Source organism: Streptomyces sp. NPDC048248 (assembly GCF_043201875.1).
GTDB lineage: Bacteria > Actinomycetota > Actinomycetes > Streptomycetales > Streptomycetaceae > Streptomyces.
Genome location: NZ_JBICZL010000006.1, coordinates 36,044 through 62,376 on the forward strand (window position 1 = coordinate 36,044; position 26,333 = coordinate 62,376).

The following is a 26,333-nucleotide window of genomic DNA, read 5'->3' on the forward strand; positions in this document are numbered from 1 at the left end:
ACGTGCGCCGCCGCCTTCGGGCAGTTCGAGGACAGTCTGTCGTACCGTCAGTCCTTCTTGTCGACCGGCCCGCCGGGGATCGGGTCGTGGACTTCCAGGGCGTCGGTCGCCGCCACCGGCTCACCGGCCTCGGTCACCCCGATGCCGGTCCTGGCCCGGCGGCCGCGCCGCTCGATCCAGTTCGCCAGGGCGGACAGCGCCAGGCACATCGCGACGTAGATGCTGCCGATGACGATGATGACCGGGACGTAGGTGTCGTTGCCGTTGACGATGATGTTGGTGCTCATCAGGCGAGCCGTGTAGAGCAGCTCCTCGAACGTGATGATGTATCCGAGGGAGGTGTCCTTCAGGGTCACCACCAGCTGGCTGATGATCGTCGGCAGCATCGCGCGGACGGCCTGCGGAATCAGCACCGTCGTCATGACCTGCGTCTTGCTCATGCCCAGCGCGTAGGCGGCCTCGCTCTGCCCCTTGGGCACGGAGTTGATGCCGGCCCGCAGCACCTCGGCCTGCACCGAGCCGTTGTAGATCGTCAGGCCGATGACCAGCGCCCAGAACTGTGGCGCGCTGCCGGAGAGGCCCAGGCTCTCGCGGTTGCTGAGGAGGATCACCCACAGCGCGTAGATCGTGATCAGCAGCGGGACGGCGCGGAAGAGCTCGATGAAGCCCGTCGCCAGCCAGCGGACCGGCTTGTGGTCGGACAGCCGTGCCACCGCGAGCAGCACGCCCAGGACCAGCGACAGGACCGCCGCGACCGCGAAGACGGACAGTGTCGTCACCACGCCGTCGCGGATGTTGGCCCGCACACCGGCGTTGTTGAAGATGTTCCACACCTCGGGCTCGAGCTGGCCCTTGGCGCTCAGCCGCATGAACGCGAAAGCGATCAGCGAGAGCACCGCGAGGGAGCCGAGGACGGTGTAGAAGCGGTTGCGTACCTTCGCCTTCGGTCCCGGTACGTCGTAGAGAACGCTGGCGCCGCTCATGCCCTTACCTCGCTCTGTTCCGCCCCGCCTGCGCGTGGCATCCACGTCATGCTGTTCCGCCTCTCACGTCCGCTCATCGGGCGACCCCCATCCGGCGCTCCGCCAGCCGGAAGAGACCGCTGATGGCGAAGGTGATGACGAGGTAGGCGAGCGCGGTCCACAGGAAGATCCAGGCGATCGCGTACCCCTTGTCGTTCAGCAGCTTGGAGACGTTGAACAGCTCGCCGTAGCCGAACGCTCCGGCGATCGCGGAGTTCTTCGTCAGCGCGATGAAGATGCTGCTCAGCGGCGGCAGAACGGTGCGCGTGGCCTGCGGGAGCACGATCTCGCGCAGCGTCTGGGCGAACGTCATGCCGATGCTGCGCGCGGCCTCGGCCTGGCCCAGGGGGACGGTGTTGATACCGGACCGGACCGCCTCGCACACGAAGGAGGAGGTGTAGAAGCCGAGGGCCAGAGTGGCGAGGATGTACGGGCTCGCCCCCTGGAAGAGGATCTGGGGGACGACGAAGAACGCGACGAGGAAGAGCAGCGTCAGCGGCGTGTTGCGCAGCACCGTGACCCAGGCCGTCCCGAAAGCGCGCAGCGGCGGGATCGGAGAGACCCGGAAACCGGCTATGAGAACGCCGAGTACCAGGGCGAGCAGCGCGCTGGACGCGGTGATCGCCAGGGTTCCGAGGAATCCGTCGCGGAACTCGGGCAGATAATCGAGGAGTACGTTCATGGGGTCTCCGCGGTAGCGGTCAGGTCGACGGCGGGAAAGGGCCGGTGCGGACGTCGGCGCGGGGCCGTCGGTGCGGGCCGGAAGACAGCGCGCCCCGTACACCCGCCGCGGCGGGCGTACGGGGCGGCGCAGTCGGAGATGTGCGCGGGCGCCTCAGTAGCGCGGCAGCGGCGTCTCCGGGGCGACGTAGGACGAGCCCGACTTGCCGAGCGTGCCTTCGTACGCCTTCTTGTAGTCACCGTTCTTGATGTGGCTCTCCAGCGCGTCGGTGATCGCGTTGCGCAGGGCCTTGTCGTCCTTGAGCATGCCGACGCCGTAGGGCTCCTTGGTGAACGGCTTCTCGACCACCTTGAGCTTCTCGGGCCGCTGGGCGGCGTAGCCCTTGAGGATCGCGTCGTCGGTGGTGACCGCGTCCACAGCGCCGTCCAGCAGGAACTTGACGCAGTCGGAGTACTTCGACGTCTCGGTGGTGTTGGCGCCGTACTTCGGCTTCTTGATCTCCTGGAGCGGAGTGGAGCCGACGATCGAGCAGACCTTCTTGCCCTTGAGGGAGTCCGGGCCCTTGATGGCCTTCTCCTCCTTGCGCACCAGGAGGTCCGCGCCTGCGGTGTAGTACGGGCCCGCGAAGCCGACCTGCTTCTTGCGCTCGTCGTTGATCGTGTACGTACCGACGTAGAAGTCGACCGAGCCCTTGGAGATGGTGGTCTCACGGACGTTGGAGTCGATCGTCTTGAAGGTGATCTGCTTCTCGGAGAAGCCGAGGTCGGCCGCGACCATCTTGGCGATCTCGATGTCGAAACCGGAGAACTTCCCGGTCGCCGGGTCCTTGAAGCCGAGGAACGGCTGGTCGGCCTTGACGCCAACGGTGATCTTCTTGGCCTTCTGGGCCTTCTTCAGCACCGCCGAGTCGATCTTCGGCGCCGAGGCGACCTTGTACTTGCCGCTGAAGAGATCGCCACCGGCGGGCTTGTCGCCGGCCGTACCCGACTCGCCGCCACACGCGGTCGCCGTCGCCGCCAGAGCGAGCACCACCGCACCCGCAGCGGCCGTCTTACGAATCCTCATGGTGAACATCCTTTGGTTCAACAAGTGTTGGCAAACATGGTGGCCCAACTGCGGCCTCAGTGGTGAAGGATCTTCGACAGGAAGTCCTTCGCCCGGTCGCTGCGCGGGTTGTTGAAGAACTGGTTCGGCTCGGCTTCCTCGACGATGCGGCCGTCCGCCATGAAGACGACGCGGTTGGCCGCGGAGCGGGCGAAGCCCATCTCGTGGGTGACGACGACCATCGTCATGCCGTCCCGGGCGAGCTGCTGCATGACCTCCAGCACCTCATTGATCATCTCCGGGTCCAGCGCGGAGGTCGGCTCGTCGAAGAGCATGACCTTCGGGTCCATCGCCAGCGCACGGGCGATCGCCACGCGCTGCTGCTGGCCACCGGACAGCTGGGCGGGGTACTTGTCGGCCTGCGTGCCGACGCCCACCCGGTCCAGGAGGGCGCGGGCCTTCTGCTCCGCGGCCGCCTTGTCCGTCCTGCGGACCTTGGTCTGCCCCAGCATCACGTTCTCGAGCACCGTCTTGTGCGCGAAGAGGTTGAAGGACTGGAAGACCATGCCCACGTCGGCGCGCAGCCGCGCCAGCTCACGCCCCTCCTGCGGCAGTGCCTTGCCGTCGATGCTGATGCTGCCGGTGTCGATCGTCTCCAGGCGGTTGATCGTGCGGCAGAGCGTCGACTTGCCGGACCCCGAGGGCCCGATCACGACGACGACCTCGCCGCGGCGGATCGTCAGGTCGATGTCCTGGAGCACGTGCAGCGCGCCGAAGTGCTTGTTCACGTTGTCCAGCACGACCAGCTGATCCCCTGCCGGCGCGGGACCCTCGGCGTTCTTGGTCACCGATACTTCGCTCATCGGCGTGTAGCTCCGTCCTCCTCGGTTGTGGAGGACCCTAGTAACGGCCTGCGACCAGCGTCATTACATCTGAGGGGAAATTGAGCATAACGATCCGGCCGCAAAGGGACACACTGGGTGAAAGACCTACGACGGTGCGTGTCCGGTGCCGGCATGCCCCCGGCGTACCGGCTGGGTAACGGATGGCGTCGCGGGGGTGGCCTCCCCTTGACGCGCACACCACCTATCGCCGTAGATGCCCTGTGGCCTGTACGCACGGAACCGAGGAGGAGGCCGATGAGACTGCTGCTCGTCGAGGACGACGATCATGTCGCCGCGGCCCTGTCCGCCGTGCTCGCCAAGCACGGCGTCGCGGTCGTGCACGCACGCAGCGGCGAGGAGGCCCTGCAGGCGTTGCTGCCCCACGACACGGAGCCGTTCGCCGTGGTGCTCCTCGACCTCGGCCTGCCCGACCAGGACGGCTTCGAGGTGTGCGGCCGGATCCGCAAGCTCTGCGCCATCCCGGTCATCATGGTCACCGCGCGCTCGGACGTGCGCTCGCGCATCCACGGCCTCAATCTCGGCGCCGACGACTATGTCGTCAAGCCCTATGACACCGGCGAACTGCTCGCCCGCATCCACGCCGTGAGCCGGCGCAACGCCTCCGGCGGCGCCGACCAGCAGGCCGAGGAGAGCGCCGGGGGCGGCGACGCGTTGCGGCTCGGCCCGGTCAGCGTCGAACTCGCCACCCGCCAGGTGTCCGTGGACGGCACCGCGGTCCCGCTCACCCGCAAGGAGTTCGACCTGCTCGCCCTTCTCGCCCAGCGCCCCGGAGTGGTCTTCCGCCGGGAGCAGATCATCAGCGAGGTGTGGCGCACGAGTTGGGAGGGCACCGGCCGGACCCTGGAGGTGCACATCGCCTCGCTCCGCGCCAAACTGCGGATGCCCGCGCTGATCGAGACCGTCCGCGGCGTCGGCTACCGCCTGGTCGTCCCGGCCCCCGCCGCTCCGGGCCCGCCGCCCGCCTCGCCGGCGTCCTGAAGGCCACCGCGAGCACGTGCGCACCCGACTCCTTCCGCTCCTCATCGTCCTCATGGCCGGTGTGCTGCTCGCGCTCGGCATCCCGCTCGGCGTCATCACGGCCGGGGTGGAGCAGCAGCGGGTGGTCGTCGACCGGATCGACGACGCCGCGCGGTTCGCCTCCCTGGCGCAGTTCGTCACCGCCCGCCCCGAATCCGACACCTCGGTCAAGAGCCCCGACGAGGACGAGCGGCGCAACACCCTCCGCTCCGAGCTGGCCCGCTACCACGACCTCTACGGCATCCGCGCCGGCGTCTTCTACCGCGATCACACGCCGATGGCAGCGGCCCCCGGCGACCTGCCGGTGCCCCGCGACCGCGAAGGCGCCCAGGCCTTCCGCGAGGCGCTGGCCGGGCGCCGCAGTCACGACCCGCGGCAGATCTGGCCCTGGGACCGCGACGGCCGCATCCCCGTTGCCTCGCCCGTCATCCGGGACGGTGACGTGGTCGCGGTCGTCGTCACCGACTCGCCCACGGCGCAGATGCGTTCGCACATCGTGGACGGCTGGCTGACCATCACGGCGGGGGTGTGCGCGGCCATGCTCCTCGCCGTCGCCGCGGCCTTCCGTCTCACCGGCTGGGTGCTGCGCCCGGTGCGGGTGCTGGACGCGGCCAGCCACGACATCGCCACCGGCCGGATGAAGTCCCGGGTCGCCGCCACCGCGGGCCCGCCCGAACTGCGCCGCCTGGCCCGCTCGTTCAACGAGATGGCCGACAACGTCGAGGACGTCCTGGAACAGCAGCGGGCCTTCGTCGCCGACGCCTCCCACCAACTGCGCAACCCGCTCTCCGCGCTCCTCCTGCGCATCGAGCTGCTCGCGCTGGAACTCCCCGACGGCAACGAGGAGATCGCCTCGGTCCGCACCGAGGGCAAGCGCCTGGCGCACGTCCTCGACGACCTCCTCGATCTCGCCCTCGCCGAGCACACCCCCGCCGATCTCCAGCTCACCGACGTCGCCGCGCTGGCCGTCGAACGCGTCGGCTCCTGGCACCCGCTCGCCGACGACAAGGGCGTCCGGCTGATGTACGAGGGGCACAGCGCCGTCACCGGCTGGGCCGATCCGGTCGCCCTCTCCAGCGCGCTCGACGCGGTCGTCGACAACGCCCTGAAGTTCACCCCGCCCGGGGAACCGGTCACCGTCGCGGTCGTCGCGGACGGCGAGAGCGTCCGCGTCACCGTCGCCGACCGCGGTCCCGGACTGACCGACGACGAGCTGGCACGGATCGGCGACCGATTCTGGCGCAGCGGCCGCCACCAGAACGTCTCCGGATCGGGTCTCGGTCTGTCGATCACCCGTGCGCTGCTCGCCGCGGGCGGTGCCACCCTCGCCTTCGCTCCGCACCCGCCGCACGGCCTGCGGGTCACCGTCACCGTGCCGCGCAACGCGCCGTGAAGCCGTGCCCCGCCCGGCCACCTGGGCATTCGCCGCAACACCACCGGAATCTGTGCTAACGTGAACAGCGTTGCAGTTGTGGTACCCATGAACTTTGTGCGCGCCCGGAGGCTTGTAGCCCCGGGCGTTCATTGTTTTCCGGACCTTTCCGGTGTGGGGCAATCATCTCGGCGACATGGAGGCCGCGAAGTGCGGTCTCCGGTTTGCCCCATGAAGGAGAAAAAAATGGCTACTGGCACCGTGAAGTGGTTCAACTCGGAAAAGGGCTTCGGCTTCCTCGAGCAGGACGGCGGCGGCCCGGACGTCTTCGCCCACTACTCGAACATCCAGGCTCAGGGCTTCCGTGAGCTGCTGGAGGGCCAGAAGGTCTCGTTCGACGTGACCCAGGGCCCCAAGGGCCCGCAGGCGGAGAACATCATCCCCGCCTGACGCACCCCCGCGTCTCGCGGACGGGGCCCGCACCGGCAGGCCGGTGCGGGCCCCGTCCCGTGTGTACGGACGCCGGAGCGTGACGTACGCGTCACGACGTGCGAGATCGTGACGACCCACCAGTGCCTCCCCTGAAGGGCCTTCAGTGACACGAGCGACCGCACCGCGACAGAGCGCCGTCCCGCAGACGTCCGCACCGACGTCTCCTCCTACGCCCGCCGGCTCCTTCGACGAGCTGCCGCTGGCACCGGCCCTCCTCTCCGCGCTGCGTGCGCAGGGCGTCACCGAGCCGTTCCCCATCCAGGCCGCCACCCTCCCCGCGACCCTCGCGGGCCGGGACGTGCTCGGCCGCGGACGCACCGGCTCCGGCAAGACCCTCGCCTTCGGGCTCGCGATGCTCCACCGCACCGCCGGCAAGCGCGCAGTGAGCAAGCGCCCGCTGGCGCTGGTGCTCGTCCCCACCCGCGAACTGGCCGGCCAGGTCTCCGAGGCGCTCGCGCCGTACGCGGCCGCACTGGAACTGCGTACCGCCACCGTCGTCGGCGGCACCTCGATCACCCGTCAGGTCGATGCCCTGCGCAAGGGCACCGAGGTGCTGGTCGCCACCCCCGGCCGGCTCGCCGACCTGCTGGACCGCCGCGCCTGCAAGCTCGACCAGGTCGCCGTCACCGTCCTCGACGAGGCCGACCAGATGACCGACATGGGCTTCCTGCCGCAGGTGACCCGGCTGATGGAGAAGGTCGACCCGAACGGCCAGCGCATGCTGTTCTCCGCCACCCTGGACCGCAATGTCGACAAGCTCGTCCGCCGCTTCCTGACCGACCCGGTCACCCACTCCGTCGACCCGTCGGCCGCGACGGTCACCACCATGGACCACCACGTCCTGTACGTGGACGACGTCGACAAGCGCGCCACCGCCACCGAGATCGCCGCCCGCGAGGGCCGCGTGATCATGTTCGTCGACACCAAGCGCGGCGCCGATCGGCTGACCAAGCACCTGCTCGCCCAAGGCGTACGCGCCGCCGCGCTGCACGGCGGCAAGTCCCAGCCGCAGCGCACGCGCACGCTGGAGCAGTTCCGCACCGGCGACGCCTCGGCGCTGATCGCCACCAACGTCGCCGCCCGCGGAATCCACATCGACGGCCTCGACCTGGTCGTCAACGTCGATCCGCCGACCGAGGCCAAGGACTATCTGCACCGCGGCGGCCGCACCGCACGGGCCGGCGAGTCCGGCACCGTCGTCACCCTCGTCACGCCCGGCCAGCGCCGGGACATGACCCGGCTGATGCGGCAGGCGCAGATCAGCCCGGGCACCGCCGAGGTCGCCCCCGGCGACACCGAGCTGATACGGATCACCGGCGCCCGCACGCCGAACGGCGTCCCGATCGTGGCCGCCGCGCCCGCCACGGCGGCGTCCGCCGGCGCCGCGGGCAACGGCGGCAGGCGCCGTCCCCGCCGCGGCAGGCCCGCCCGCCGCTCCGCCGGGACGCAGCGGACCTGACCCGGGGGCGCCGCGTCAGGGCTTGACCGACACGTAATAGCGCCGGGCGCCCTGATGCAGCGCCAGCGGATCGGTGAAGACCGCCGTCCGCAGGTCCACCTTCTGCGCGGCGTGCACCTCCCGGCCGATCCGGTCGCGGCTGTCGATGACGGTCCGGGTGATGCCCTCGGTCAGCGCGGCATCCGCCCGGTCCGTCGTCACCAGCAGATTGGCCACCGCGATGGTCTTCACCGCCTGCCCGTCCTGGACCCGCGGATAGGCGTCGGCGGGCATCACCGCCGCCCGGTAGTAGCGCGTGCGCTCGCCCTGCCGGTGCAGCGCCGGGCTCAGGTCACCGAGCTGCACCAGGCGGACCGGGAACCGCTGCGCCAGGTGCTGTACCGCGGTCGTCGGCAGTCCGCCCGACCAGAAGAAGGCGTCCAGCTCACCGCGCTCCAGCAGCCCCGGCATCCGGTCGATGCCGACCCGCACCGGCTCGATGTCCTTGTCGAAGTCCAGCCCCGCCGCCTCCAGCAGCCGACGGGTGATCAGCTGTACGCCCGAGCCGTCCGCCCCGACACCGACCCGCAGCCGGCGCAGCTCCTTGGTCGAGCGGACCGGGGAGTCCTTCGGCACGACCAGCTGCATGTAGTCGTCGTACAGCCGGGCGCAGGCCCGCAGCCGTGCGGCGCCGGGCTCGCCCCTGCTGCGGTACGTCGACACCGCGTCGGCCGTCGCGATGGCGAACCCCGCGCGCCCGGCGACCAGCTGCCGCAGGTTGTCTATGGACCCCTCACTGCGGGCCAGCCGCAGGTCGACCTCCGGCATGTCACGGGCCATGTCCTGCTTCAGCAGTTCCCCGTAGCGCGCATAGACCCCGGTCGGCACCCCGGTCGCAAGCGTCACCTTCCCGCCGGGGGAGGGCTCAGCGCCCGTCGACAGCAGCCACCACAGCAGCATGCCGAGCGCGACCGATGCCGCGACGGTCAGCTGGAGGGCCCGGCGGCCGAAGGCGCGGGGGAGTGCGGAGACCATGGGCGGGATCCTGCCAGCAGTGACGCCCGAATGGGAGGGGGTGCCGCTGCCGCACGGCTCCCGGCCGCCCGTCGTGCCTTCCGTGCGGCCCGCGGGCCCCGGGTCCGCGCAGTCCGCTCCGGAGTCGGGAGGCACTCCGGACACCGCCTACCCTTGACGCATGAGCAGCAGTGACCGGAGCCAGGCAGTGGGCGTCAAGCGCAGTTATGAGATCCGCACCTACGGGTGCCAGATGAACGTCCACGACTCCGAGCGGCTGTCGGGCTTGCTGGAGGACGCCGGATACGTCCCCGCGCCCAAGGACGCCGAAGGTGCCGACGTGGTCGTCTTCAACACCTGCGCCGTGCGCGAGAACGCCGACAACCGGCTCTACGGCAACCTCGGGCAGCTCGCCCCGAAGAAGGCCGCCCGGCCGGGCATGCAGATCGCCGTCGGCGGCTGCCTCGCCCAGAAGGACCGCGACACCATCGTCAAGAAGGCCCCCTGGGTCGACGTGGTCTTCGGAACGCACAACATCGGCAAGCTGCCGGTGCTGCTCGAGCGTGCGCGCGTCCAGGAAGAGGCACAGGTCGAGATCGCCGAATCGCTGGAGGCTTTCCCCTCCACCCTGCCCACCCGCCGCGAGAGCGCCTACGCGGCCTGGGTCTCCATCTCGGTCGGCTGCAACAACACCTGCACCTTCTGTATCGTCCCGGCGCTGCGTGGCAAGGAGAAGGACCGCCGGCCCGGCGACATCCTCGCCGAGGTCGAGGCGCTGGTCGCCGAGGGCGTCAGCGAGATCACCCTGCTCGGCCAGAACGTCAACGCCTACGGCTCCGACATCGGTGACCGCGAGGCGTTCAGCAAGCTGCTGCGCGCCTGCGGCGCCATCGAGGGCCTGGAGCGCGTGCGCTTCACCTCCCCGCACCCGCGTGACTTCACCGACGACGTCATCGCTGCCATGGCCGAGACCCCCAACGTCATGCCGCAGCTCCACATGCCGCTGCAGTCCGGCTCCGACTCGGTCCTCAAGGCCATGCGCCGCTCCTACCGCCAGGAGCGCTTCCTCGGCATCATCGAGAAGGTGCGGGCGGCGATGCCCGACGCCGCCATCTCCACCGACATCATCGTCGGCTTCCCGGGGGAGACCGAGGAGGACTTCGCGCAGACGCTGCACACCGTCCGCGAGTCCCGCTTCGCCCAGGCGTTCACCTTCCAGTACTCCAAGCGCCCGGGGACGCCCGCCGCCGACATGGACGGCCAGATCCCCAAGGCGGTCGTCCAGGAGCGCTACGAGCGCCTCGTCGCCCTCCAGGAGGAAATCTCCTGGGCGGAGAACAAGAAGCAGGTCGGCCGCACCCTGGAGGTCATGGTCGCCGAGGGCGAGGGCCGCAAGGACGACGCCACCCACCGGCTGTCCGGCCGGGCTCCCGACAACCGCCTCGTCCACTTCACCCGCCCCGAGGAGCCGGTGCGCCCCGGCGACATGGTGACCGTCGACATCACCTACGCCGCACCGCACCACCTCCTCGCCGAGGGCGCGACCCGGACGGTGCGCCGCACCCGCGCCGGTGACGCCTGGGAGAAGCGCAACGCCGCCCCGACCGAGAAGCCCCAGGGCGTGCTGCTCGGCCTGCCCACCATCGGCGCCCCGGCGCCCGCCCCCGCCCCCACGTCGGGCTGCGGCTGCGACTGACCGCTCCTCGCCAGGGCGACCTGATCCTCGGGTCAAGCCGCCCTGGCCGGCTGCCCCGCCGCGGATGACGGAGCGCGCCATCCGGGGGCCGGTGCGGCCTACGGCGGAAGGCAAAACCGCAGGCGGGGCGAGTGACCCGCATCCTGGACGTTACGCTGCGTGGCATGCTCGTAGCCGCCGCCATCTGCCCCTGCCCACCGCTGCTCGTCCCGGAGGTCGCCGCCGGTGCCGCCCCCGAGCTGGAGGCGCTGCGCGCCGCCTCCTTCGACGCGGTCGGCGTGCTCGCCGCGGCCAGGCCGGACCGGCTGATCGTCATAGGACCGGCCGAACAGACGGGCCGCGGCCCCCACCCGCAGGGCGCCGTCGGCTCCTTCCGCGGCTTCGGGGTGGAGCTGGAGGTGCCACTGGGAGCTGTGTCCCCCGGGTCCCCCAGGGTCGAGCGGGAACTCCCGCCGTCGCTGACCGTCGGCGCCTGGCTGCTGTCGCGTACGGAGTGGGCGGACGCCCCCGTCGAGGGCCTGGGGGTCGGAGAGCCGCTGACCCGGGACCGCTGCCTGCCGGTCGGCCGCGAGATCGCCGCCTCCGCGGCACGGGTCGCGCTCCTGGTGATGGGGGACGGCAGCGCCTGCCGGTCGGTGAAGGCACCGGGATACTTCGACGAGCGTGCCGAGGCTTTCGACGCGGGGGCCGCCCGCGCGCTGGGAGCCGCCGATATCGCCGCGCTGACCGCGCTCGACGAGGAGCTCGCCTTCGACCTCCGGGCGTCCGGGAGGGCCTGCTGGCAGGTGCTGGCCGGCGCGGCCCAGGGCGCGGGGCTCCAGGGGCGGCTGCTGCGCGAGGAGGCGCCGTACGGCGTCGGCTACTTCGTGGCGACGTGGTCCTAGCCGCCCAGGGCTGCTGCGAGAGCGGATCCGGTCGTCCGCAGAAACAGACGGCGACGGGCGCGAGGTGATTCACCTCGCGGCCGTCGCCGTCTGCACGTGCCGTGCACCAGCTGCGGCGCGGCTCCCCGCGCCAAGACCTGCTCACTGCCTCAGGAAGGCCCGCTGTCGGGCCACTGGGCGCGTTTCGCGGGTCCCGGGCCGTGCGAATGCTCCGCCTGCTCCGAGAGCCGCTCCAGCGCGTGCCTGGCCTTGCCGGTGCCGGAACGGATCCGGCTGCTGTACTTGCCCTTGGTCTTCTCGTCGACCGTCTTCGCGGCCTTCTCAAGACCGGACTCGATCTTGTCGTGGTGCTGCTGCGCGAAGTCGCCGGCCCGGCCCTTCAGGTGGTCGGCACCGGTCTTGAGATTCTCCTTCAGGCCCATGACGGCGCCCCCTTCTCCCTGCTGCCGAAGCTTGTGAACCGTTTCGACGCCGGAATTACTTCCGGGCACCCTTGTCGGTCTCGCTGTCCGCCACCGACTGCTGGCGAGGAATCTCCGCGCCCGCGGCGGCCGCCCCGATCGCCCCGTCCGTACCCGGCTCATCCGCCGTGTCGGTCTCACCGGACACCTCCGCCGGCGCGGCGGCCTCCGGGGTGCCGACGGACTCCGAGGACGCCTCGGTGGCCTGCGCGGCCCCGCTGCCCTCGGCGTCGTCCGCCGGGCCGGCGGAATCGGCGGGCGACGAGCCTTCCGCCCTCACCTCTGCTGCTTCCTCCGTCGCCGCATCGGTCCGGCGGCGGCGAAACCGGGAGAACACACCCATATCTGCTCCTACCTTACGCATTCAGGTGAAATCCCGCGTCACCCGGAGCGTCCCATTGCGCCGCCCGCGGGCGCCGGTCGTGCACCGGCTCTCGGGACCTCGAAAGGGCAACGACCCCATCGGTGGCCCGTCACGTCGCTCGTTCGAGAGGGCGGCGTGATGTTTGCGAGACTGACGGGGTGAACACCGCCGTTCCCGCTCCGCGGGTCATCGCCGTCGTCGGCCCCACCGCTGCCGGAAAGTCCGATCTGGGCGTCGCGCTCGCCCGGCACCTGGGAGGCGAGGTCATCAACGCCGACTCCATGCAGCTCTACCGGGGCATGGACATCGGCACCGCCAAACTCACCCCGGACGAGCAGCAGGGCATCCCGCACCGCCTCCTCGACATCTGGGACGTGACCCGCGCCGCCAGCGTCGCCGAGTACCAGCAGCTGGCGCGCGCCGAGATCGACCGTCTCCTCGCCGAGGGCCGCACCCCGGTCCTCGTCGGCGGCTCCGGCCTGTACGTCCGCGGCGCCATCGACGCCCTCGACTTCCCCGGCACCGATCCGGAGGTGCGCGCCCGGCTCGAGGCCGAGCTGGCGGAGCTGGGCAGCGGAGCCCTGCACGCCCGGCTCACCGCCGCCGACCCCGAGGCGGGCCGGGCGATCCTGGCCGGGAACGGCCGCCGCATCGTGCGCGCCCTGGAGGTCATCGAGATCACCGGCCGTCCCTTCACCGCCAACCTGCCCCGCCACGAAGCGGTCTACGACACCCTGCAGATCGGCGTCGACGTCGAGCGCCCCGAACTGGACGAGCGGATCGCGCTGCGGGTGGACCGCATGTGGGAGGCCGGGTTGGTCGACGAGGTGCGCCGCCTTGAGGGCGAGGGGCTGCGCGAGGGCCGTACGGCCTCCCGCGCGCTCGGCTACCAGCAGGTACTGGCCCAGCTGGCCGGAGAGTGCACCGAGCAGGCCGCGCGCGAGGAGACGGTGCGCGCCACCAAGCGCTTCGCGCGCCGTCAGGACTCGTGGTTCCGCCGGGACCCGCGCGTCCACTGGCTGAGCGGCGCCGCGGACCGCAGGGCGGAACTTCCCGGGCAGGCGCTGGCGTTGCTCGAACGACCGGTCACAGCCTGATCACGTCATGGCATCGGGACGCTCCGGCCGTCATCCGGCCCCCTGAGGGCGTGTCATCATCGACCTTCGATCGAGGCGTGCAATCTGCAGTGGGGAGGGCGCGTGGCAATGAAGGCCGGCCCTCGTAACGGAGCGCAACAGCCGGACCGCGACGGCGCCGACGCGGCACCGCTGACCGCGGACGGTCCGGACGGCATGGCCGAGCAGGCCGCGCTGGACGACTCCGACGGCCCGGACGCGGACGACGCTCCCGCCGAGGACGGCGCGTCCTTCCGGGAGCTGCGCCCGCCGCGCAGACTGCGACTGTGGCAGCTCGCGCCGATCGTGGTGCTCGCGGCCGTCGGCTCGCTGATGTTCGCCTTCCCGCTGGCATTCGAGCTCGGCGGCGACGGTGGCGCGGTGATCGCGATGCTCGGTCTGCTGCTGTGCTGCTGCGCAGCGGGCTGGGGCATGATGGCCGCCCGCCGGGTGGGCCACACCTGGCCCGGACTTCCGGTCCGCGGTTCCGGACGGCGCACCGACTGGCGCGTCGTCCTGATCTACACCGCGATGGTGACCGTCCTGGCCGCTCTCGCCATCTTGCGCGTGGCCCGCCTGCGCTGACGCGTGCCGGGACCCGGCCGCCCCTCGCGGCGCCCGTGCCCCGCCCGCGCCGATCGCCCCGCCACCCCCGTACGATTCAAGGGTGACCACCGCACAGCGCATCACCTTCCTCAAGGGCCACGGCACCGAGAACGACTTCGTGATCGTTCCCGACCCCGACGGCCGGCTCGACCTGTCCGCGGCCGCGGTCGCCCGGATCTGCGACCGCCGGGCCGGTGTCGGCGGCGACGGCGTGCTCCGCGTCGTACGGTCCGCCGCACACCCCGAGGCACGCGCGCTGGCCGGCGAGGCCGAGTGGTTCATGGACTACCGCAACGGCGACGGTTCGATCGCCGAGATGTGCGGCAACGGCGTCCGCGTCTTCGCGCGCTACCTGCTGCACGCGGGGCTGGCAGAGGCGGGCGACATCGCGATCGCCACCCGCGCCGGCATCCGCCGCGTGCACGTCGCCAAGACCGGCGACGTCACCGTCTCCATGGGCCGCGCCGAGCTGCCCGCTGAGGGCGTCGAGGTCACCCTGGACGGCCGCAGCTGGCCGGCCCGCAACGTGAACATGGGCAATCCGCACGCCGTCGCGTTCGTCGAGGACCTGGCCCACGCCGGTGACCTGCTGAGCGTTCCGCCGTTCAGCCCAGCGGCGGTTTATCCCGACGGCGTGAACATCGAGTTCGTCGCCGACCGCGGCCCGCGGCACGTGGCGATGCGCGTGCACGAGCGCGGCTCGGGCGAGACCCGCTCCTGCGGCACCGGCGCCTGCGCGGTCGCCGTGGCCACCGCGCGCCGGGACGGCGTGGACCCCTCGGAGACCGGGACTCCCGTCACGTACACCGTCGATGTGCTCGGCGGCAGCCTCTCGATCACCGAGCTGCCGGACGGCACCGTCGAGATGACGGGCCCGGCCGTGATCGTCGCCGAAGGCACCTTCGAGCCGGACTGGCTGTCCGCCTCCGCGGCCTGACGCACCTCATCGCGGGCCCCTACGAACGCCCCTGAGCGACAGCCGGGGGGTCTTCGCGGGACACGGTTACAGCGGTCTTCTTCGCTCGAATGGGTGATCCGTTTCACGCTGAGCGAGAGGCGGGCAGCGGTGCGTGATGGGCTCGGTAGCATCAAGCACCGGCCCGGACGTCCGAACTGACGGCGCCCAACCGCCGGTCGACGCTGCCGGAGGTGCCCATGAGCGCAGAGGCCACTAACCCTGGTATTCCTGAAGCAGCGGGCCGCAAGCGCGGCCGCCCCCGTCTCGATGTGCGGGGGCTGCGCCGGATCGGGCGCGCCGCGCTCCTCGGTCCGACCCCCCGTGACGGCCTCCCGCACGCCCTGGAGCATGTCGCCAAGGTGCACCGCGGACACCATCCGGACGCCGACCTCGACATCCTGAGCAAGGCCTATGTGCTGGCCGAGTCCTCGCACCGCGGCCAGATGCGCAAGAGCGGCGAGCCGTACATCACCCACCCCCTCGCCGTGACGCTGATCCTCGCCGAACTGGGCGCGGAGACCACGACATTGACCGCCTCGCTGCTCCACGACACCGTCGAGGACACCGAGGTGACGCTCGATCAGGTGCGAGCGGAGTTCGGCGCCGAGGTCTGTTACCTCGTCGACGGCGTGACGAAGCTGGAGAAGGTCGACTACGGCGCGGCGGCGGAGCCGGAGACCTTCCGCAAGATGCTCGTCGCCACCGGAAACGACGTCCGGGTGATGTCCATCAAGCTCGCCGACCGGCTGCACAACATGCGCACCCTCGGCGTGATGCGCCCCGAGAAACAGGCCCGGATCGCCAAGGTGACCCGCGATGTGCTGATCCCGCTCGCCGAACGCCTCGGCGTCCAGGCGCTCAAGAGCGAGCTGGAGGACCTGGTCTTCGGGATCCTGCACCCCGAGGAACACGCCACCACCCGCCGTATGGTGCTCGAACACGCCGGTCGGCCGGACCCTCTCGCCACCATCGCCGACCGGGTACGCAGCACCCTGCACGACGCCGGAATCGAGGCCGAAGTCCATGTGTTCGCCCGGCACTTGGTGTCCGTGCACCGAGTCCTGCTGGGGCGCGGCGAGGTCACCGGCGCGGACCTGGGGCGGCTGCTGGTGCTCGTCGCGGAGGACGCCGACTGCTACGCCGTGCTCGGTGAGTTGCACACCTGTTTCACCCCGGTCGTCTCGGAGTTCAAGGATTTCATCGCGGCCCCCAAGTTCAACCTCTACCAATCGCTGCACACCGCCATCACCGGCGCGGCCGGGGAGATCGCCGAGACGCTGATCCGTACGCACCAGATGCACCGGGTCGCCGAGGCGGGAGTGATCGCCCTGGGCAACCCGTACACGCCCACGGACGGCGCGGACGCACCCGACGGAGAGCGGGCCGACCCGACCCGCCCCGGCTGGCTCTCCCGGCTGCTGGAATGGCAGCGGACGACCCCTGACCCCGACACCTTCTGGACCTCGTTGCGCGACGACCTCGCACAGGACCGGGAGATCACGGTCTTCTGCGCCGACGGCCTGTCGGACGGGCTGTCCGCCGGCGCGACGGAGGGGGAGCCGGGCGGTCTGGGAGGCGCCATCGGACTGCCCGCCGGGGCGAGTTGTGTGGACGCCGCCTACGCCCGGCACGGCGAGGCCGCGCACTGCTGCATCGGCGCCCGGGTCAACGGCCGCCTCGCCACCCTCTCCACCGTCCTGCACGACGGCGACAGCCTGCACCTGCTGATGGCGCCCGACTCCGCGACAGGCCCCTCGCCGGAGTGGCTCGACCACGCCCGTACGCCCGCCGCCCGGCTCGCCATCGCCCGCTGGCTGGCGGAGCCGCTGTCGGCGGGCGGCAGGCCCGGCCCACGGGCCACGGGGCCGGCAGGCCTCTCGCGCACCGACCGTGAGGGCCCGGACCTTGAGCGCTCGGACCGCTCGGCCTCGCACCAGGCCCTGGGCGGCGCCCTCGCGGACTGCGGTGCGCACGCCGCCGATGACGCCGAAGCAGGACAGGGCGACGCTCTCCGGAACTCCCCGGACGACGGTCCCTCCTGGCGGTCCCCGGCCACCCCGGCCTCCGTGCTCGCGGTGGCGGATCTGCCCGGCGCGGCCCTGCGGCTGGCCGGCTGCTGCACCCCGGTGCCGCCGGACACCGTCACCGGCTTCGCCGTCCGGGGCGGCACGGTCACCGTGCACCGCGCGCTGTGCCCCGTCGTGGCGCGGATGGCGGCGACGGGCCGCCAACCGGTCGGCGTGCGATGGCGTGGCGCGGGCAAGACCGGCCACGGCTGCCGGGTGACGCTCCTCGCCGAGGCATTCAGCCGGCCCCACCTGCTGGCCGACCTCACCGAAGTGATCGCCTCGCAGGGCGCGGCCGTGGTCTCCGCCGCCGTCGAACCCCCGCATGAGCAGCGGGTGCGCCACACCTACACGCTGCAACTCCCCAATGCCGCCGGGCTGCCGGCGCTGATGCGCGCGATGCGTCAAGTACCCGGCGTCTTCGACGTGTTGCGGGCGGGCCGCGCCAGGCAGGCCGCCGCGGCGCGTCGCTGAACGATCACGAGGCGCGCGGGCGTAAGCCGGACGACACCAACCACCGCCCGTTCGGGTGCCGTGGTGCCGCGCCGTCCACGGGCGGGGCGGCCGCGCTGATAGCGGTAACCCATGTCCCTTCGCTCGCGTCGCCCGTCCCGAGACCCCGACCGCCCCGCCCGCGGCCTGACCCGTGCCCCGCGCGGCCGGATCGCCTCGCGGGCCGCCCGCCGTGCCGCCGCACTCGGGCTGGCGGCCGCCGCCACACTCGGTGCGGCCGTACCTCCAGGCCCGGGGCCGCTCGGCATCGGCGACCGCCTTTTCCCCATGCTCGGCAACCCCGGCTACGACGTCACGTCCTACGACATCTCCCTGGACTACTCCGGCCACAACGACCGGCCCCTGAACGCCGTCACCGACATCACCGCCCGGGCCACCGGCGACCTCGACCGGATCAACCTCGACTTCGCCCGGGGGAGCGTCTCCTCGGTCGTGGTCGGCGGCCTCCCCGCGCAGCACGAGCAGCACGGCGAGGACCTCGTGGTCACCCCGCTCGTGCCCGTCCTTCGGGGGGAGGAGCTGCGGATCGCCATCCGGCACACCAGCGACCCGGGCGACAAGAGCGACGGCGGCTGGATCCGTACCACCGACGGGCTGGCGATGGCGAACCAGGCCGATGCCGCGCACCGCGTATTCCCCTGCAACGACCACCCCTCCGACAAGGCGTTCTTCACCTTCCACATCTCCGCGCCCCAGGGCGTGACGGCCGTCGCCAACGGAGAACCGGTGGGGAAGCCGGTGGGGGAGCGGGCCGAGAAGGGGGACCCCGGCCCACGCCGGACCTGGACGTACCGCACCGCGCACCCCATGGCCACCGAGCTGGCGCAGGTCTCCCTCGGCACCTCCGCCGTGCTGCGCCGCCGCGGACCGCACGGCCTGCCGGTGCGCGACGTCGTACCGACCGCCGACCGCGCCGCCCTCGCGCCCTGGCTGGCCAAGACCCCGGGACACCTGGCCTGGATGGAGCGCAGGATCGGCCGCTACCCGTTCGAGACATACGGGGTGCTGGTCGCGGACGCCAAGACCGGCTTCGAGCTGGAGACCCAGACCCTCTCGCTCTTCGAGAAGGGCCTGTTCACCACCGACCGGCTGCCCGCCTGGTACGTCGAGTCGGTGATGGTGCACGAGCTGACCCACCAGTGGTTCGGTGACAGCGTCAGCCCGCACCGCTGGTCCGACGTCTGGCTCAACGAGTCGCACGCCACCTGGTACGAGGCGCTCTTCGCGCAGGAGAAGGGCGGCAAGGCGGCCTCCCTGGAGACGCGGATGCGCCGGGCGTACGAGTTGTCCGACCGCTGGCGCGCCGCCGGAGGACCGCCCGCGTCGCCCAAGCCGCCGGACCCCGGTAAGAAGATCAGCATCTTCCGCCCGGTCATCTACGACGGCAGCGCGCTGGTGCTGTACGCCCTGCGACAGAAGATCGGACCCACCGCCTTCGACCGCCTGGAGCGCACCTGGGTCGCGCGGCACCGTGACGGCGTCGCCGGTACCGCCGACTTCATTGCCCTGGCCTCCGACATCGCCGGTCAGAACCTCGCGGGCTTCTTCCGGTCGTGGCTGTACGCGGCGAAGACGCCGCCGATGCCGGGCGAACCGAGCTGGAAGAGCCAGTCGCCCACGGCGGCCGCGGCGCCGGAGGCGCCGACCGAGGCCCCGAAGCCCGATACCGACCGGGCGGAGGCGCCGAAGCCCGCCGCGGACCGGCCGGAGGCGCAGAAGCCGACCGGCGGCCCGGTCCAAACGGACAAGCCGTCGCTCAGGGACGCGGGGAAGCCGTCCTGAGGGGCCCCGCGCGAAGCCGTGCGGGGGCAGTCCGGAGCGGCCGTCGCAGCCGCGCCACGCGACTGCTCACCCGCTGTGACCGGTGTGCCCGTCCGCCCCGGGCCGGGGGCCGTCCCTCGGAGGGCGGCCTTCCGGGGCGCGTGGGCCGCGCCGGGCCCGGAAATCACCGGAAAACCCGCGTGACGGGCTTCACCGGTCGTGCGACCATCATCGGGTCGACGCCGATGTGTCCGGGGAATCTCCCGGGCGGCTCGGACGTTGTCATCACCGACAGTCCCAGTGGGACCGGCAGGCCCCCATCGAGGACTCCCAACGACACAAAGGATCAAATGACCTCCTCTTCTTCCCTTCCGCAGGACCGGCAGCGCCTCCCCGAGAGCCTTCGGGCCGACGCCCTGATGGAAGAGGACGTCGCCTGGAGCCACGAGATCGACGGGGAGCGTGACGGCGACCAGTACGACCGCTCGGCGCGCGCGGCGCTGCGTCGCGTGGCGGGCCTTTCCACCGAGCTCGAAGACGTCACCGAGGTCGAGTACCGACAGCTCCGTCTGGAGCGTGTCGTGCTCGTCGGCGTCTGGACCTCGGGGACGGTGCAGGACGCGGAGAACTCCCTCGCCGAGCTCGCCGCCCTGGCGGAGACCGCCGGCGCCCTGGTGCTCGACGGCGTCGTCCAGCGTCGTGACAAGCCGGACCCGGCCACCTACATCGGTTCGGGCAAGGCGCTCGAGCTGCGCGACATCGTGCTCGATTCCGGGGCGGACACCGTGGTGTGCGACGGTGAGCTCTCCCCGGGCCAGCTCATCCACCTGGAGGACGTCGTCAAGGTCAAGGTGGTCGACCGGACCGCCCTGATCCTCGACATCTTCGCCCAGCACGCCAAGTCCCGGGAGGGCAAGGCGCAGGTCGCCCTGGCGCAGATGCAGTACATGCTGCCCAGGCTCCGCGGCTGGGGTCAGTCGCTGTCCCGGCAGATGGGCGGCGGTGGAGCCAGCGGCGGCGGTATGGCCACCCGTGGCCCCGGTGAGACCAAGATCGAGACGGACCGGCGCCGGATCCGCGAGAAGATGGCGAAGATGCGCCGGGAGATCGCGGAGATGAAGACCGGCCGGGACATCAAGCGCCAGGAACGCCGGCGCAACAAGGTCCCCTCGGTCGCCATCGCCGGCTACACCAACGCCGGCAAGTCCTCGCTGCTCAACCGTCTCACCGGCGCCGGTGTGCTGGTGGAGAACGCCCTGTTCGCCACCCTGGACCCGACCGTCCGGCGGGCCGAGACGCCCAGCGGGCGCCTCTACACCCTCGCCGACACCGTCGGCTTCGTACGGCATCTGCCGCACCACCTCGTCGAGGCGTTCCGCTCCACGATGGAGGAGGTCGGGGACTCCGATCTCATCCTGCACGTCGTCGACGGCTCGCATCCGGTGCCGGAGGAGCAGCTGGCGGCCGTGCGCGAGGTGATCCGGGACGTCGGCGCGACGGACGTGCCCGAGATCGTCGTCGTCAACAAGGCGGACGCCGCCGATCCGCTGGTGCTCCAGCGTCTGCTGCGGCAGGAGAAGCACGCCCTCGTCGTCTCGGCCCGTACCGGCCAGGGCCTGACGGAGCTGCTCGAACTCCTCGACGAGGAACTGCCGCGCCCCGAGGTCGAGATCGAGGCGCTGGTGCCCTACACCCAGGGCGCCCTGGTCTCGCGGGCGCACGCCGAGGGCGAGGTCCTCTCCGAGGAGCACACCGCGGAGGGCACGGTTCTCAAGGCGCGCGTCCACCAGGAGCTGGCCGCCGAATTCCGGCCGTTCGTACCCGCGGCGTAGTGACGCCCCAGGAGCCGTGTCCCCTGGGGGCGCGGCCCAGGGCGCAAACGAGCGAGGCCCGCCCCCGGTCTTCCGGGGGCGGGCCTCGTTCATGGGCCGGTGGTGCGGCGCCGGAACCCGGCACCACACCACCGTCAGGGCATCAGCCCTTGGCGGCCCAGCGCTTGCTCATCGCGTCGAAGATGGCCTTGGCCTCGGGGCCCAGGTGCGGGCCGGCCGACCAGCGGGCCGGACGCGGCCCCATCGACATGTTGGAGACCAGCACCGGCTTGCCGTCCTGGCCCTTGATGAACCAGGGGCCACCGGAGGAGCCACCGGTCATGGTGCAGCCGATGCGGTACATGGTCGGCTTCTGCGCGTCCATCGACAGGCGGGTCGGCCTGTCGGTGCACTGCTGCTGCACGGCACCGTCGAACGGCGCCTCGGCCGGGTAGCCCTGAGCGGTCAGGCTCGGGATCTTGTTCATCGCCGGGGCGTTGAACTCGACGTCGTACGCACCGCCGGCGACCTCCTCCAGGGACTTGCCGCCGGTGCCGTTCTCCGGCTTCACGTGCATCAGGGCGAAGTCGTACGGGGCCATCGGCACACCGGGAACGGCGCCGCCGGCCTTGATCCACTGGTTGGACGTCGCCATGTCATCGGCCCACCACTTGCCCGACGGGACGCGGTCCTCGAAGGGCGTGGTCTTCATCTTGTCGGCGGTCTGGCCCGTCCGGTTGAAGTTCGGGACGAACATCATGTTGCGGTACCAGCCGCCGTTCTTGCCGGCGTGCACGCAGTGCGCGGCGGTCCACACCAGGTTGGACTTGCCGGGGTGCGCCGGGTCCTTGACGACCGTTGCCGAGCAACGCGACTCGCCCTCGGGGGTGCTGAAGAGCAGCAGGCCGACGCCGGGAGCGGTGGAGGTGTACGGGGTCTTGACGGGCTGAGCGGGGACCGCGGCGGGCTCGGGGTCGGTCTTGCCCTGGTCCTCGGAGATGTCCTCCGGCTTGCTCGGGTCCTTGGGCGGCTTGACCTTGTCGATCTTGTCCGGGTTCCAGAAGTCCTTGATGATCGGGTTGATGAACTCCCCGGCCTCACGGAGCCACTTGTCCCGGTCCCAGTTCTTCCACTCGCCGTTCTTCCACTTGTCCAGGTCGAATCCGTGCTCCTTGAGCTTGTCCTGGATCTCCTGGGGGATCTTGATCTCACCTCCGCCCGTGGTGTCCTGAGCCGCGGACTCGGTGGCCTTGGCGTCCGCCTGGCCACCTTCCGGCCCACAGGCGGTTGCGGTCATCGCCAGTACGGCGGTGAGGGCGGCCGCGGCCAGGACTGGCCGACGTATGGATCGCATGGGTGAGCTCCCCCTGATGAATTCGAACTGCGCTTCGGTGAAACGGGATGAGTGCGCCGTTTCGTCTTGTCATGAACCTTAAAGAGCCCGGCGCAGCACCCCACTATGCCGGTGCCGAAGGGGACGGCGGCACCCGGGTCCCCGGTTCCCGCGGCAGAGATCTTGTGCTCGACCGTGATCCTCCGCTGGTGCCGTCGTTGGTACGTACGGGGGAGAGCCGGGCTGCCCGAAACGGGCCCGCGGCATCCAGGAGCAGATCAGCAGGAGGTCACAACTGCCGTGGCGTTGACCGAAACAGCACCGGCGGCCACGCCGTCGTCCCACGAGGGGATCCTGCGCCGACAGTCCCTGCGTGAGTCCGCTGCCCGCACCTACGCGCGCTCGCTGCCCATCGTCCCGGTACGGGCCCGGGGACTGACCATCGAGGGCGCCGACGGCCGGCGCTACCTCGACTGCCTCTCCGGCGCCGGCACCTTGGCGCTCGGGCACAACCACCCCGTGGTGCTCGAAGCCATCCGCGCCGTCCTCGATTCAGGCGCGCCGCTGCACACCCTCGACCTGGCCACCCCCGTCAAGGACGCCTTCACCACCGAACTCTTCGCCACCCTGCCGCGGGAATTGGCGGAGAACGGCCGCATCCAGTTCTGCGGACCGGCCGGCACGGACGCCGTCGAGGCGGCCTTCACCCTCGTCCGCACCGCGACCGGCAGGGAGGGCCTGATGGCCTTCTCCGGGGCCTACCACGGCATGACGGAGGGGGCGCTCGCCGCCTCCGGGGGCGCACGGACCACCGCGGTGACCCGTCTGCCCTACCCCTCCGACTACCGCTGCCCCTTCCGGATCGGCGGCGAGCGCGGCGCCGAACTCTCCGCGCGCTGGACGGAGAGCCTGCTCGACGACCAGAAGAGCGGAGTACCCCGCCCGGCCGGGATGATCCTCGAACCGGTCCAGGGGGAGGGCGGCGTGATCCCCGCCCCGGACAACTGGCTGCGCCGGATGCGGGATGTCACCGCCGCGCGCGGGATCCCGCTGATCGTCGACGAGGTGCAGACCGGCGTCGGGAGGACCGGCACCTTCTGGGCAATGGAACACAGCGGGATCGTGCCCGATGTACTCGTCCTGTCGAAGGCGATCGGCGGCAGCCTTCCGCTCGCGGTCATCGTCTACCGCGCGGACCTGGACACCTGGCAGCCCGGTGCCCACGCCGGCACCTTCCGCGGAAACCAGCTCGCCATGGCCGCGGGCCGGGCCACCCTCGCGCACGTCCGCGAGAACGGCCTCGACCGGCGCGCCGGGGAGCTGGGCGCCCGGATGCTCGCCCGGCTCGCTCAACTCGCCACGGCCCATGACTGCATCGGCGATGTCCGGGGCCGCGGCTTGATGCTCGGCGTCGAACTCGTCGACCGGGACGCCGACGCCGACGCCACCGGCGCGCGCCCCGCGGACCCCACGCTCGCGGTCGCCGTCCGGAGCGCCTGCCTCGACCGCGGTCTGATCGTCGAGCTGGGCGGCAGACAGTCCACCGTCGTCCGGCTGCTGCCGCCCCTGACCATCACCGACGAGCAGGCGGACGCGATCCTCGACCGCCTCACCGACGCCATCGCGGCGGCGGTCCGCACCATTCCCGCGCCGACGGGCACCTCCCCCACGACAATGCGAGGCACCTCCCGATGAACGAACGCCCCGGCCCCGACGGCATCCAGGCCGCCGAGCGGCTCCCCGCCCACCCCCAGGGCGCGGGCACGATCGAGTCGGTCCCGCGCCAGCAACGGCGCCCCGCGAACACCCCCTGCCACCTGCCTGCCGAGGAAGCGCTCCACCGGACCAGCACCCCCGCCACGGCACCGGGCGCCGGCTTCCTCCCCGGCGACACCCTCCTCCACGGTGACCCCCTGGACCACCCCGACCCGGCCGTCGCCGCCGACGCCGCGGGCATCGAGAACCTCCTGCGCTGCTGGATCCGCGAGAACGGCACCCACCCCCCGGCCGGCAGCCGGCTGCGCCTCCCGCTGCACGCCAGCGCGAGCGCCCTGCTCGTTCCCGTCCGCTACTGGTCACCTACCGGCTGGCACCGCCTCGGCGCCCCCGCACTCGAAAGCGCCCCCGAGGACGCCGCGCCCCTGGACGCCGTCACCCTCGCCGCGCTGCTGCGCCGCGAAGCCGCGTACGGCGGCGAATGCCGGGCCGCCCACGGCGGCGCCCCTGGGGCGGACGCAGAACCGGCTGACCCGGACGGCGCCGCGCGGCCGGACCCGGACGGTCGGCCACAGGTGCCCGACGGCGACGGCGCCGAGCTGATCGGCCGGGTCGCCAACTCCGTCCGCAGCACCGCCGTCTTCGTCGCCGACCGGCGAGCCCAACCCGCGGACGACCACGGATCGCTCTTCCTCGAAGCGGAACAGTCGCTGCTCTTCGGCCACCCGCTGCACCCCACACCCAAGAGCCGCGAGGGCCTCACCGACGCCGAGACCCGCGCCTACTCGCCCGAACTGCGCGGCGCCTTCCCGCTCCACTGGGTGGCCGTGCACCGCTCCGTCCTCGCCACCGACTCCGCCTGGACCGAACGCGGCAAGCCCGTCACCGCCGAGCAGCTCACCACCCGCCTCGCCGGAGACGTCCTCCCCCTCCCCGACGGCACCGTCCCCCTGCCCCTGCACCCCTGGCAGGCACGCGAACTCGCCGATCGCCCGGACGTCGCAGCCCTCCGCGACGCCGGCCTGCTGCACGACCTGGGCCCCCGCGGCCCCCACTGGCACCCCACCTCCTCGGTCCGCACGGTCTACCGCCCCGACGCGGACGCCATGCTCAAGCTCTCCCTCGGCCTGCGCATCACCAACTCCCGCCGGGAGAACCTCCGCAAGGAACTGGAGCGCGGCGTCGAGGTCCACCGGCTGCTGCGCACCGGCCTCGCCGAGCAGTGGCAGACCGTCCACCCCGGCTTCGACATCGTCCGCGACCCCGCCTTCGTCGCCGTCGACGGCGCCGACGGCACCCCCGTCCAAGGGCTCGATGTCGTCATCCGCCACAACCCGTTCACCACCACCGACGACGCCGTCTGCATCGCCGGGCTCACCTCGCCGAGGCCCTGGCCCGGTCAGCCGGGGATGCGCTCCCGGCTCGCCGGTCTCGTCAGCGCCCTTGGCGTCCGCACCGGCCGCAGCCTCGGCGCGGTCGCCACCGAGTGGTTCCTGCGCTACCTCGAAGCCGTCGTACGGCCCGTGCTGTGGCTCGACGGCACGGCCGGTGTGGCCCTGGAAGCCCACCAGCAGAACACCCTGGTGCTGCTCGACCCCGACGGCTGGCCCGTCGGCGGCCGCTACCGCGACAACCAGGGCTACTACTTCCGCGAGTCCCGGCGGGCGGACCTCCAGCGGAGGCTGCCCGGCATCGGCGCGACCAGCGACACCTTCGTCGCCGACGATGTCACCGACGAACGGTTCGCCTACTACCTCGGCATCAACAACGTCCTCGGCCTCATCGGGGCGTTCGGCGCGCACCGCATGGTCCGCGAGGAAATCCTGCTCGCCGCCTTCCGCCGCTTCCTCGCCGACGCCGCGGCTGCCCCCCGCGGGCACCGCTCCACACTGCCCGAACACCTGCTGACAGCCCGCACCCTGCGCTGCAAGGCCAACCTCGCCACCCGGCTGCACGGCCTCGATGAGCTCGTCGGCCCCGTCGACACCCAATCCGTCTACGTAACCCTGCCCAACCCCCTGGCCCCCTAGCCGCGCCCACCGCAGCCCGGCACCGACCCCGGA

At 71.7% G+C, this 26,333-nt stretch carries 22 protein-coding genes; 14 read left to right on the plus strand and 8 right to left on the minus strand.

The genetic code is table 11. The annotated features are described in order from the left end of the window. Positions 1-47 precede the first annotated feature (47 nt). The 4 genes from ACGFZW_RS13900 to ACGFZW_RS13915 all read right to left on the minus strand — a co-directional run bounded on the left by ACGFZW_RS13900 (position 48) and on the right by ACGFZW_RS13915 (position 3,611). Positions 48-983: an amino acid ABC transporter permease gene (locus ACGFZW_RS13900; RefSeq protein ID WP_393893318.1), complete on the minus strand. Its 936-nt coding sequence runs from the start codon at positions 981-983 to the stop codon at positions 48-50. Between the two features lie 73 nt (positions 984-1,056). Continuing rightward, on the minus strand, positions 1,057-1,704 hold the full coding sequence (locus tag ACGFZW_RS13905; protein WP_393893319.1) for an amino acid ABC transporter permease: 648 nt from the start codon (positions 1,702-1,704) through the stop codon (positions 1,057-1,059). 153 nt (positions 1,705-1,857) lie between these two features. After that, positions 1,858-2,769, minus strand: coding sequence for a glutamate ABC transporter substrate-binding protein (locus ACGFZW_RS13910; protein WP_393893320.1), 912 nt, complete (start codon positions 2,767-2,769; stop codon positions 1,858-1,860). A gap of 56 nt (positions 2,770-2,825) precedes the next feature. Then, positions 2,826-3,611, minus strand: coding sequence for an amino acid ABC transporter ATP-binding protein (locus ACGFZW_RS13915; protein WP_393893321.1), 786 nt, complete (start codon positions 3,609-3,611; stop codon positions 2,826-2,828). 276 nt (positions 3,612-3,887) lie between these two features. Between ACGFZW_RS13915 and ACGFZW_RS13920 the strand changes: the two genes are divergently transcribed. The 4 genes from ACGFZW_RS13920 (at position 3,888) to ACGFZW_RS13935 (ending at position 7,993) form a co-directional block, all read left to right on the plus strand. Further along, positions 3,888-4,631 carry a response regulator transcription factor gene (locus tag ACGFZW_RS13920; protein WP_393893322.1) on the plus strand — a complete coding sequence of 248 codons (744 nt, stop codon included), beginning with the start codon at positions 3,888-3,890 and terminating at the stop codon, positions 4,629-4,631. 16 nt (positions 4,632-4,647) lie between these two features. Beyond that, positions 4,648-6,063 (plus strand): sensor histidine kinase, encoded by a 1,416-nt coding sequence (locus ACGFZW_RS13925; protein ID WP_393893323.1) that lies wholly within the window; start codon positions 4,648-4,650, stop codon positions 6,061-6,063. A 225-nt stretch (positions 6,064-6,288) separates the two neighbouring features. After that, positions 6,289-6,492 (plus strand): cold-shock protein, encoded by a 204-nt coding sequence (locus ACGFZW_RS13930; protein ID WP_393893324.1) that lies wholly within the window; start codon positions 6,289-6,291, stop codon positions 6,490-6,492. 145 nt (positions 6,493-6,637) lie between these two features. Beyond that, on the plus strand, positions 6,638-7,993 hold the full coding sequence (locus tag ACGFZW_RS13935; protein ID WP_393893325.1) for a DEAD/DEAH box helicase: 1,356 nt from the start codon (positions 6,638-6,640) through the stop codon (positions 7,991-7,993). Positions 7,994-8,008: 15 nt separating this feature from the next. Here the strand turns inward: ACGFZW_RS13935 and ACGFZW_RS13940 are convergent, their stop codons facing one another. Next, entirely contained in the window at positions 8,009-9,007 is a 999-nt protein-coding gene (locus tag ACGFZW_RS13940; protein ID WP_393893326.1) for a TAXI family TRAP transporter solute-binding subunit, read from the minus strand. A gap of 160 nt (positions 9,008-9,167) precedes the next feature. Here ACGFZW_RS13940 and miaB point away from each other — a divergent pair, with 160 nt between their 5' ends. Continuing rightward, the gene (gene miaB, locus ACGFZW_RS13945) at positions 9,168-10,682 is read left to right on the plus strand and encodes a tRNA (N6-isopentenyl adenosine(37)-C2)-methylthiotransferase MiaB (RefSeq protein ID WP_393893327.1); all 1,515 of its coding nucleotides are present in this window, start codon (positions 9,168-9,170) and stop codon (positions 10,680-10,682) included. A gap of 164 nt (positions 10,683-10,846) precedes the next feature. Further along, positions 10,847-11,566 carry a class III extradiol dioxygenase subunit B-like domain-containing protein gene (locus ACGFZW_RS13950; RefSeq protein ID WP_393893328.1) on the plus strand — a complete coding sequence of 240 codons (720 nt, stop codon included), beginning with the start codon at positions 10,847-10,849 and terminating at the stop codon, positions 11,564-11,566. 149 nt (positions 11,567-11,715) lie between these two features. Here the strand turns inward: ACGFZW_RS13950 and ACGFZW_RS13955 are convergent, their stop codons facing one another. Both ACGFZW_RS13955 and ACGFZW_RS13960 read right to left on the minus strand, forming a co-directional pair. Continuing rightward, positions 11,716-11,988 (minus strand): antitoxin, encoded by a 273-nt coding sequence (locus ACGFZW_RS13955; RefSeq protein WP_393893329.1) that lies wholly within the window; start codon positions 11,986-11,988, stop codon positions 11,716-11,718. A 55-nt stretch (positions 11,989-12,043) separates the two neighbouring features. Next, entirely contained in the window at positions 12,044-12,370 is a 327-nt protein-coding gene (locus tag ACGFZW_RS13960) for a hypothetical protein (RefSeq protein WP_393893330.1), read from the minus strand. A 179-nt stretch (positions 12,371-12,549) separates the two neighbouring features. On the opposite strand from ACGFZW_RS13960, the gene miaA reads away from it, so the two are divergent. From miaA to hflX, 6 genes are all read left to right on the plus strand, one after another. Continuing rightward, the gene (miaA, locus tag ACGFZW_RS13965; RefSeq protein WP_393893331.1) at positions 12,550-13,488 is read left to right on the plus strand and encodes a tRNA (adenosine(37)-N6)-dimethylallyltransferase MiaA; all 939 of its coding nucleotides are present in this window, start codon (positions 12,550-12,552) and stop codon (positions 13,486-13,488) included. A gap of 108 nt (positions 13,489-13,596) precedes the next feature. Further along, positions 13,597-14,091 carry a hypothetical protein gene (locus tag ACGFZW_RS13970; protein ID WP_393893669.1) on the plus strand — a complete coding sequence of 165 codons (495 nt, stop codon included), beginning with the start codon at positions 13,597-13,599 and terminating at the stop codon, positions 14,089-14,091. An 82-nt stretch (positions 14,092-14,173) separates the two neighbouring features. After that, positions 14,174-15,049 carry a diaminopimelate epimerase gene (gene dapF, locus ACGFZW_RS13975; RefSeq protein WP_393893332.1) on the plus strand — a complete coding sequence of 292 codons (876 nt, stop codon included), beginning with the start codon at positions 14,174-14,176 and terminating at the stop codon, positions 15,047-15,049. A 218-nt stretch (positions 15,050-15,267) separates the two neighbouring features. Next, entirely contained in the window at positions 15,268-17,610 is a 2,343-nt protein-coding gene (locus tag ACGFZW_RS13980) for a RelA/SpoT family protein (protein WP_393893333.1), read from the plus strand. Between the two features lie 111 nt (positions 17,611-17,721). Beyond that, positions 17,722-19,431, plus strand: a complete 1,710-nt coding sequence (locus tag ACGFZW_RS13985; protein ID WP_393893334.1) for a M1 family metallopeptidase — start codon at positions 17,722-17,724, stop codon at positions 19,429-19,431. A gap of 329 nt (positions 19,432-19,760) precedes the next feature. Further along, positions 19,761-21,242 carry a GTPase HflX gene (hflX, locus tag ACGFZW_RS13990; protein WP_393893335.1) on the plus strand — a complete coding sequence of 494 codons (1,482 nt, stop codon included), beginning with the start codon at positions 19,761-19,763 and terminating at the stop codon, positions 21,240-21,242. A 142-nt stretch (positions 21,243-21,384) separates the two neighbouring features. Here the strand turns inward: hflX and ACGFZW_RS13995 are convergent, their stop codons facing one another. Continuing rightward, complete coding sequence (locus ACGFZW_RS13995) at positions 21,385-22,575, minus strand: trypsin-like serine peptidase (RefSeq protein WP_393893336.1); 1,191 nt, start codon at positions 22,573-22,575, stop codon at positions 21,385-21,387. 279 nt (positions 22,576-22,854) lie between these two features. Here ACGFZW_RS13995 and ACGFZW_RS14000 point away from each other — a divergent pair, with 279 nt between their 5' ends. Both ACGFZW_RS14000 and ACGFZW_RS14005 read left to right on the plus strand, forming a co-directional pair. Beyond that, a complete protein-coding gene (locus ACGFZW_RS14000) occupies positions 22,855-24,249 on the plus strand; it encodes a diaminobutyrate--2-oxoglutarate transaminase family protein (RefSeq protein WP_393893337.1) in 1,395 nt (464 codons plus the stop codon). Continuing rightward, positions 24,246-26,300, plus strand: coding sequence for an IucA/IucC family protein (locus ACGFZW_RS14005; RefSeq protein ID WP_393893338.1), 2,055 nt, complete (start codon positions 24,246-24,248; stop codon positions 26,298-26,300). Before ACGFZW_RS14000 ends, ACGFZW_RS14005 begins: the two co-directional genes overlap by 4 nt. The last annotated feature ends 33 nt before the right edge of the window (positions 26,301-26,333 follow it).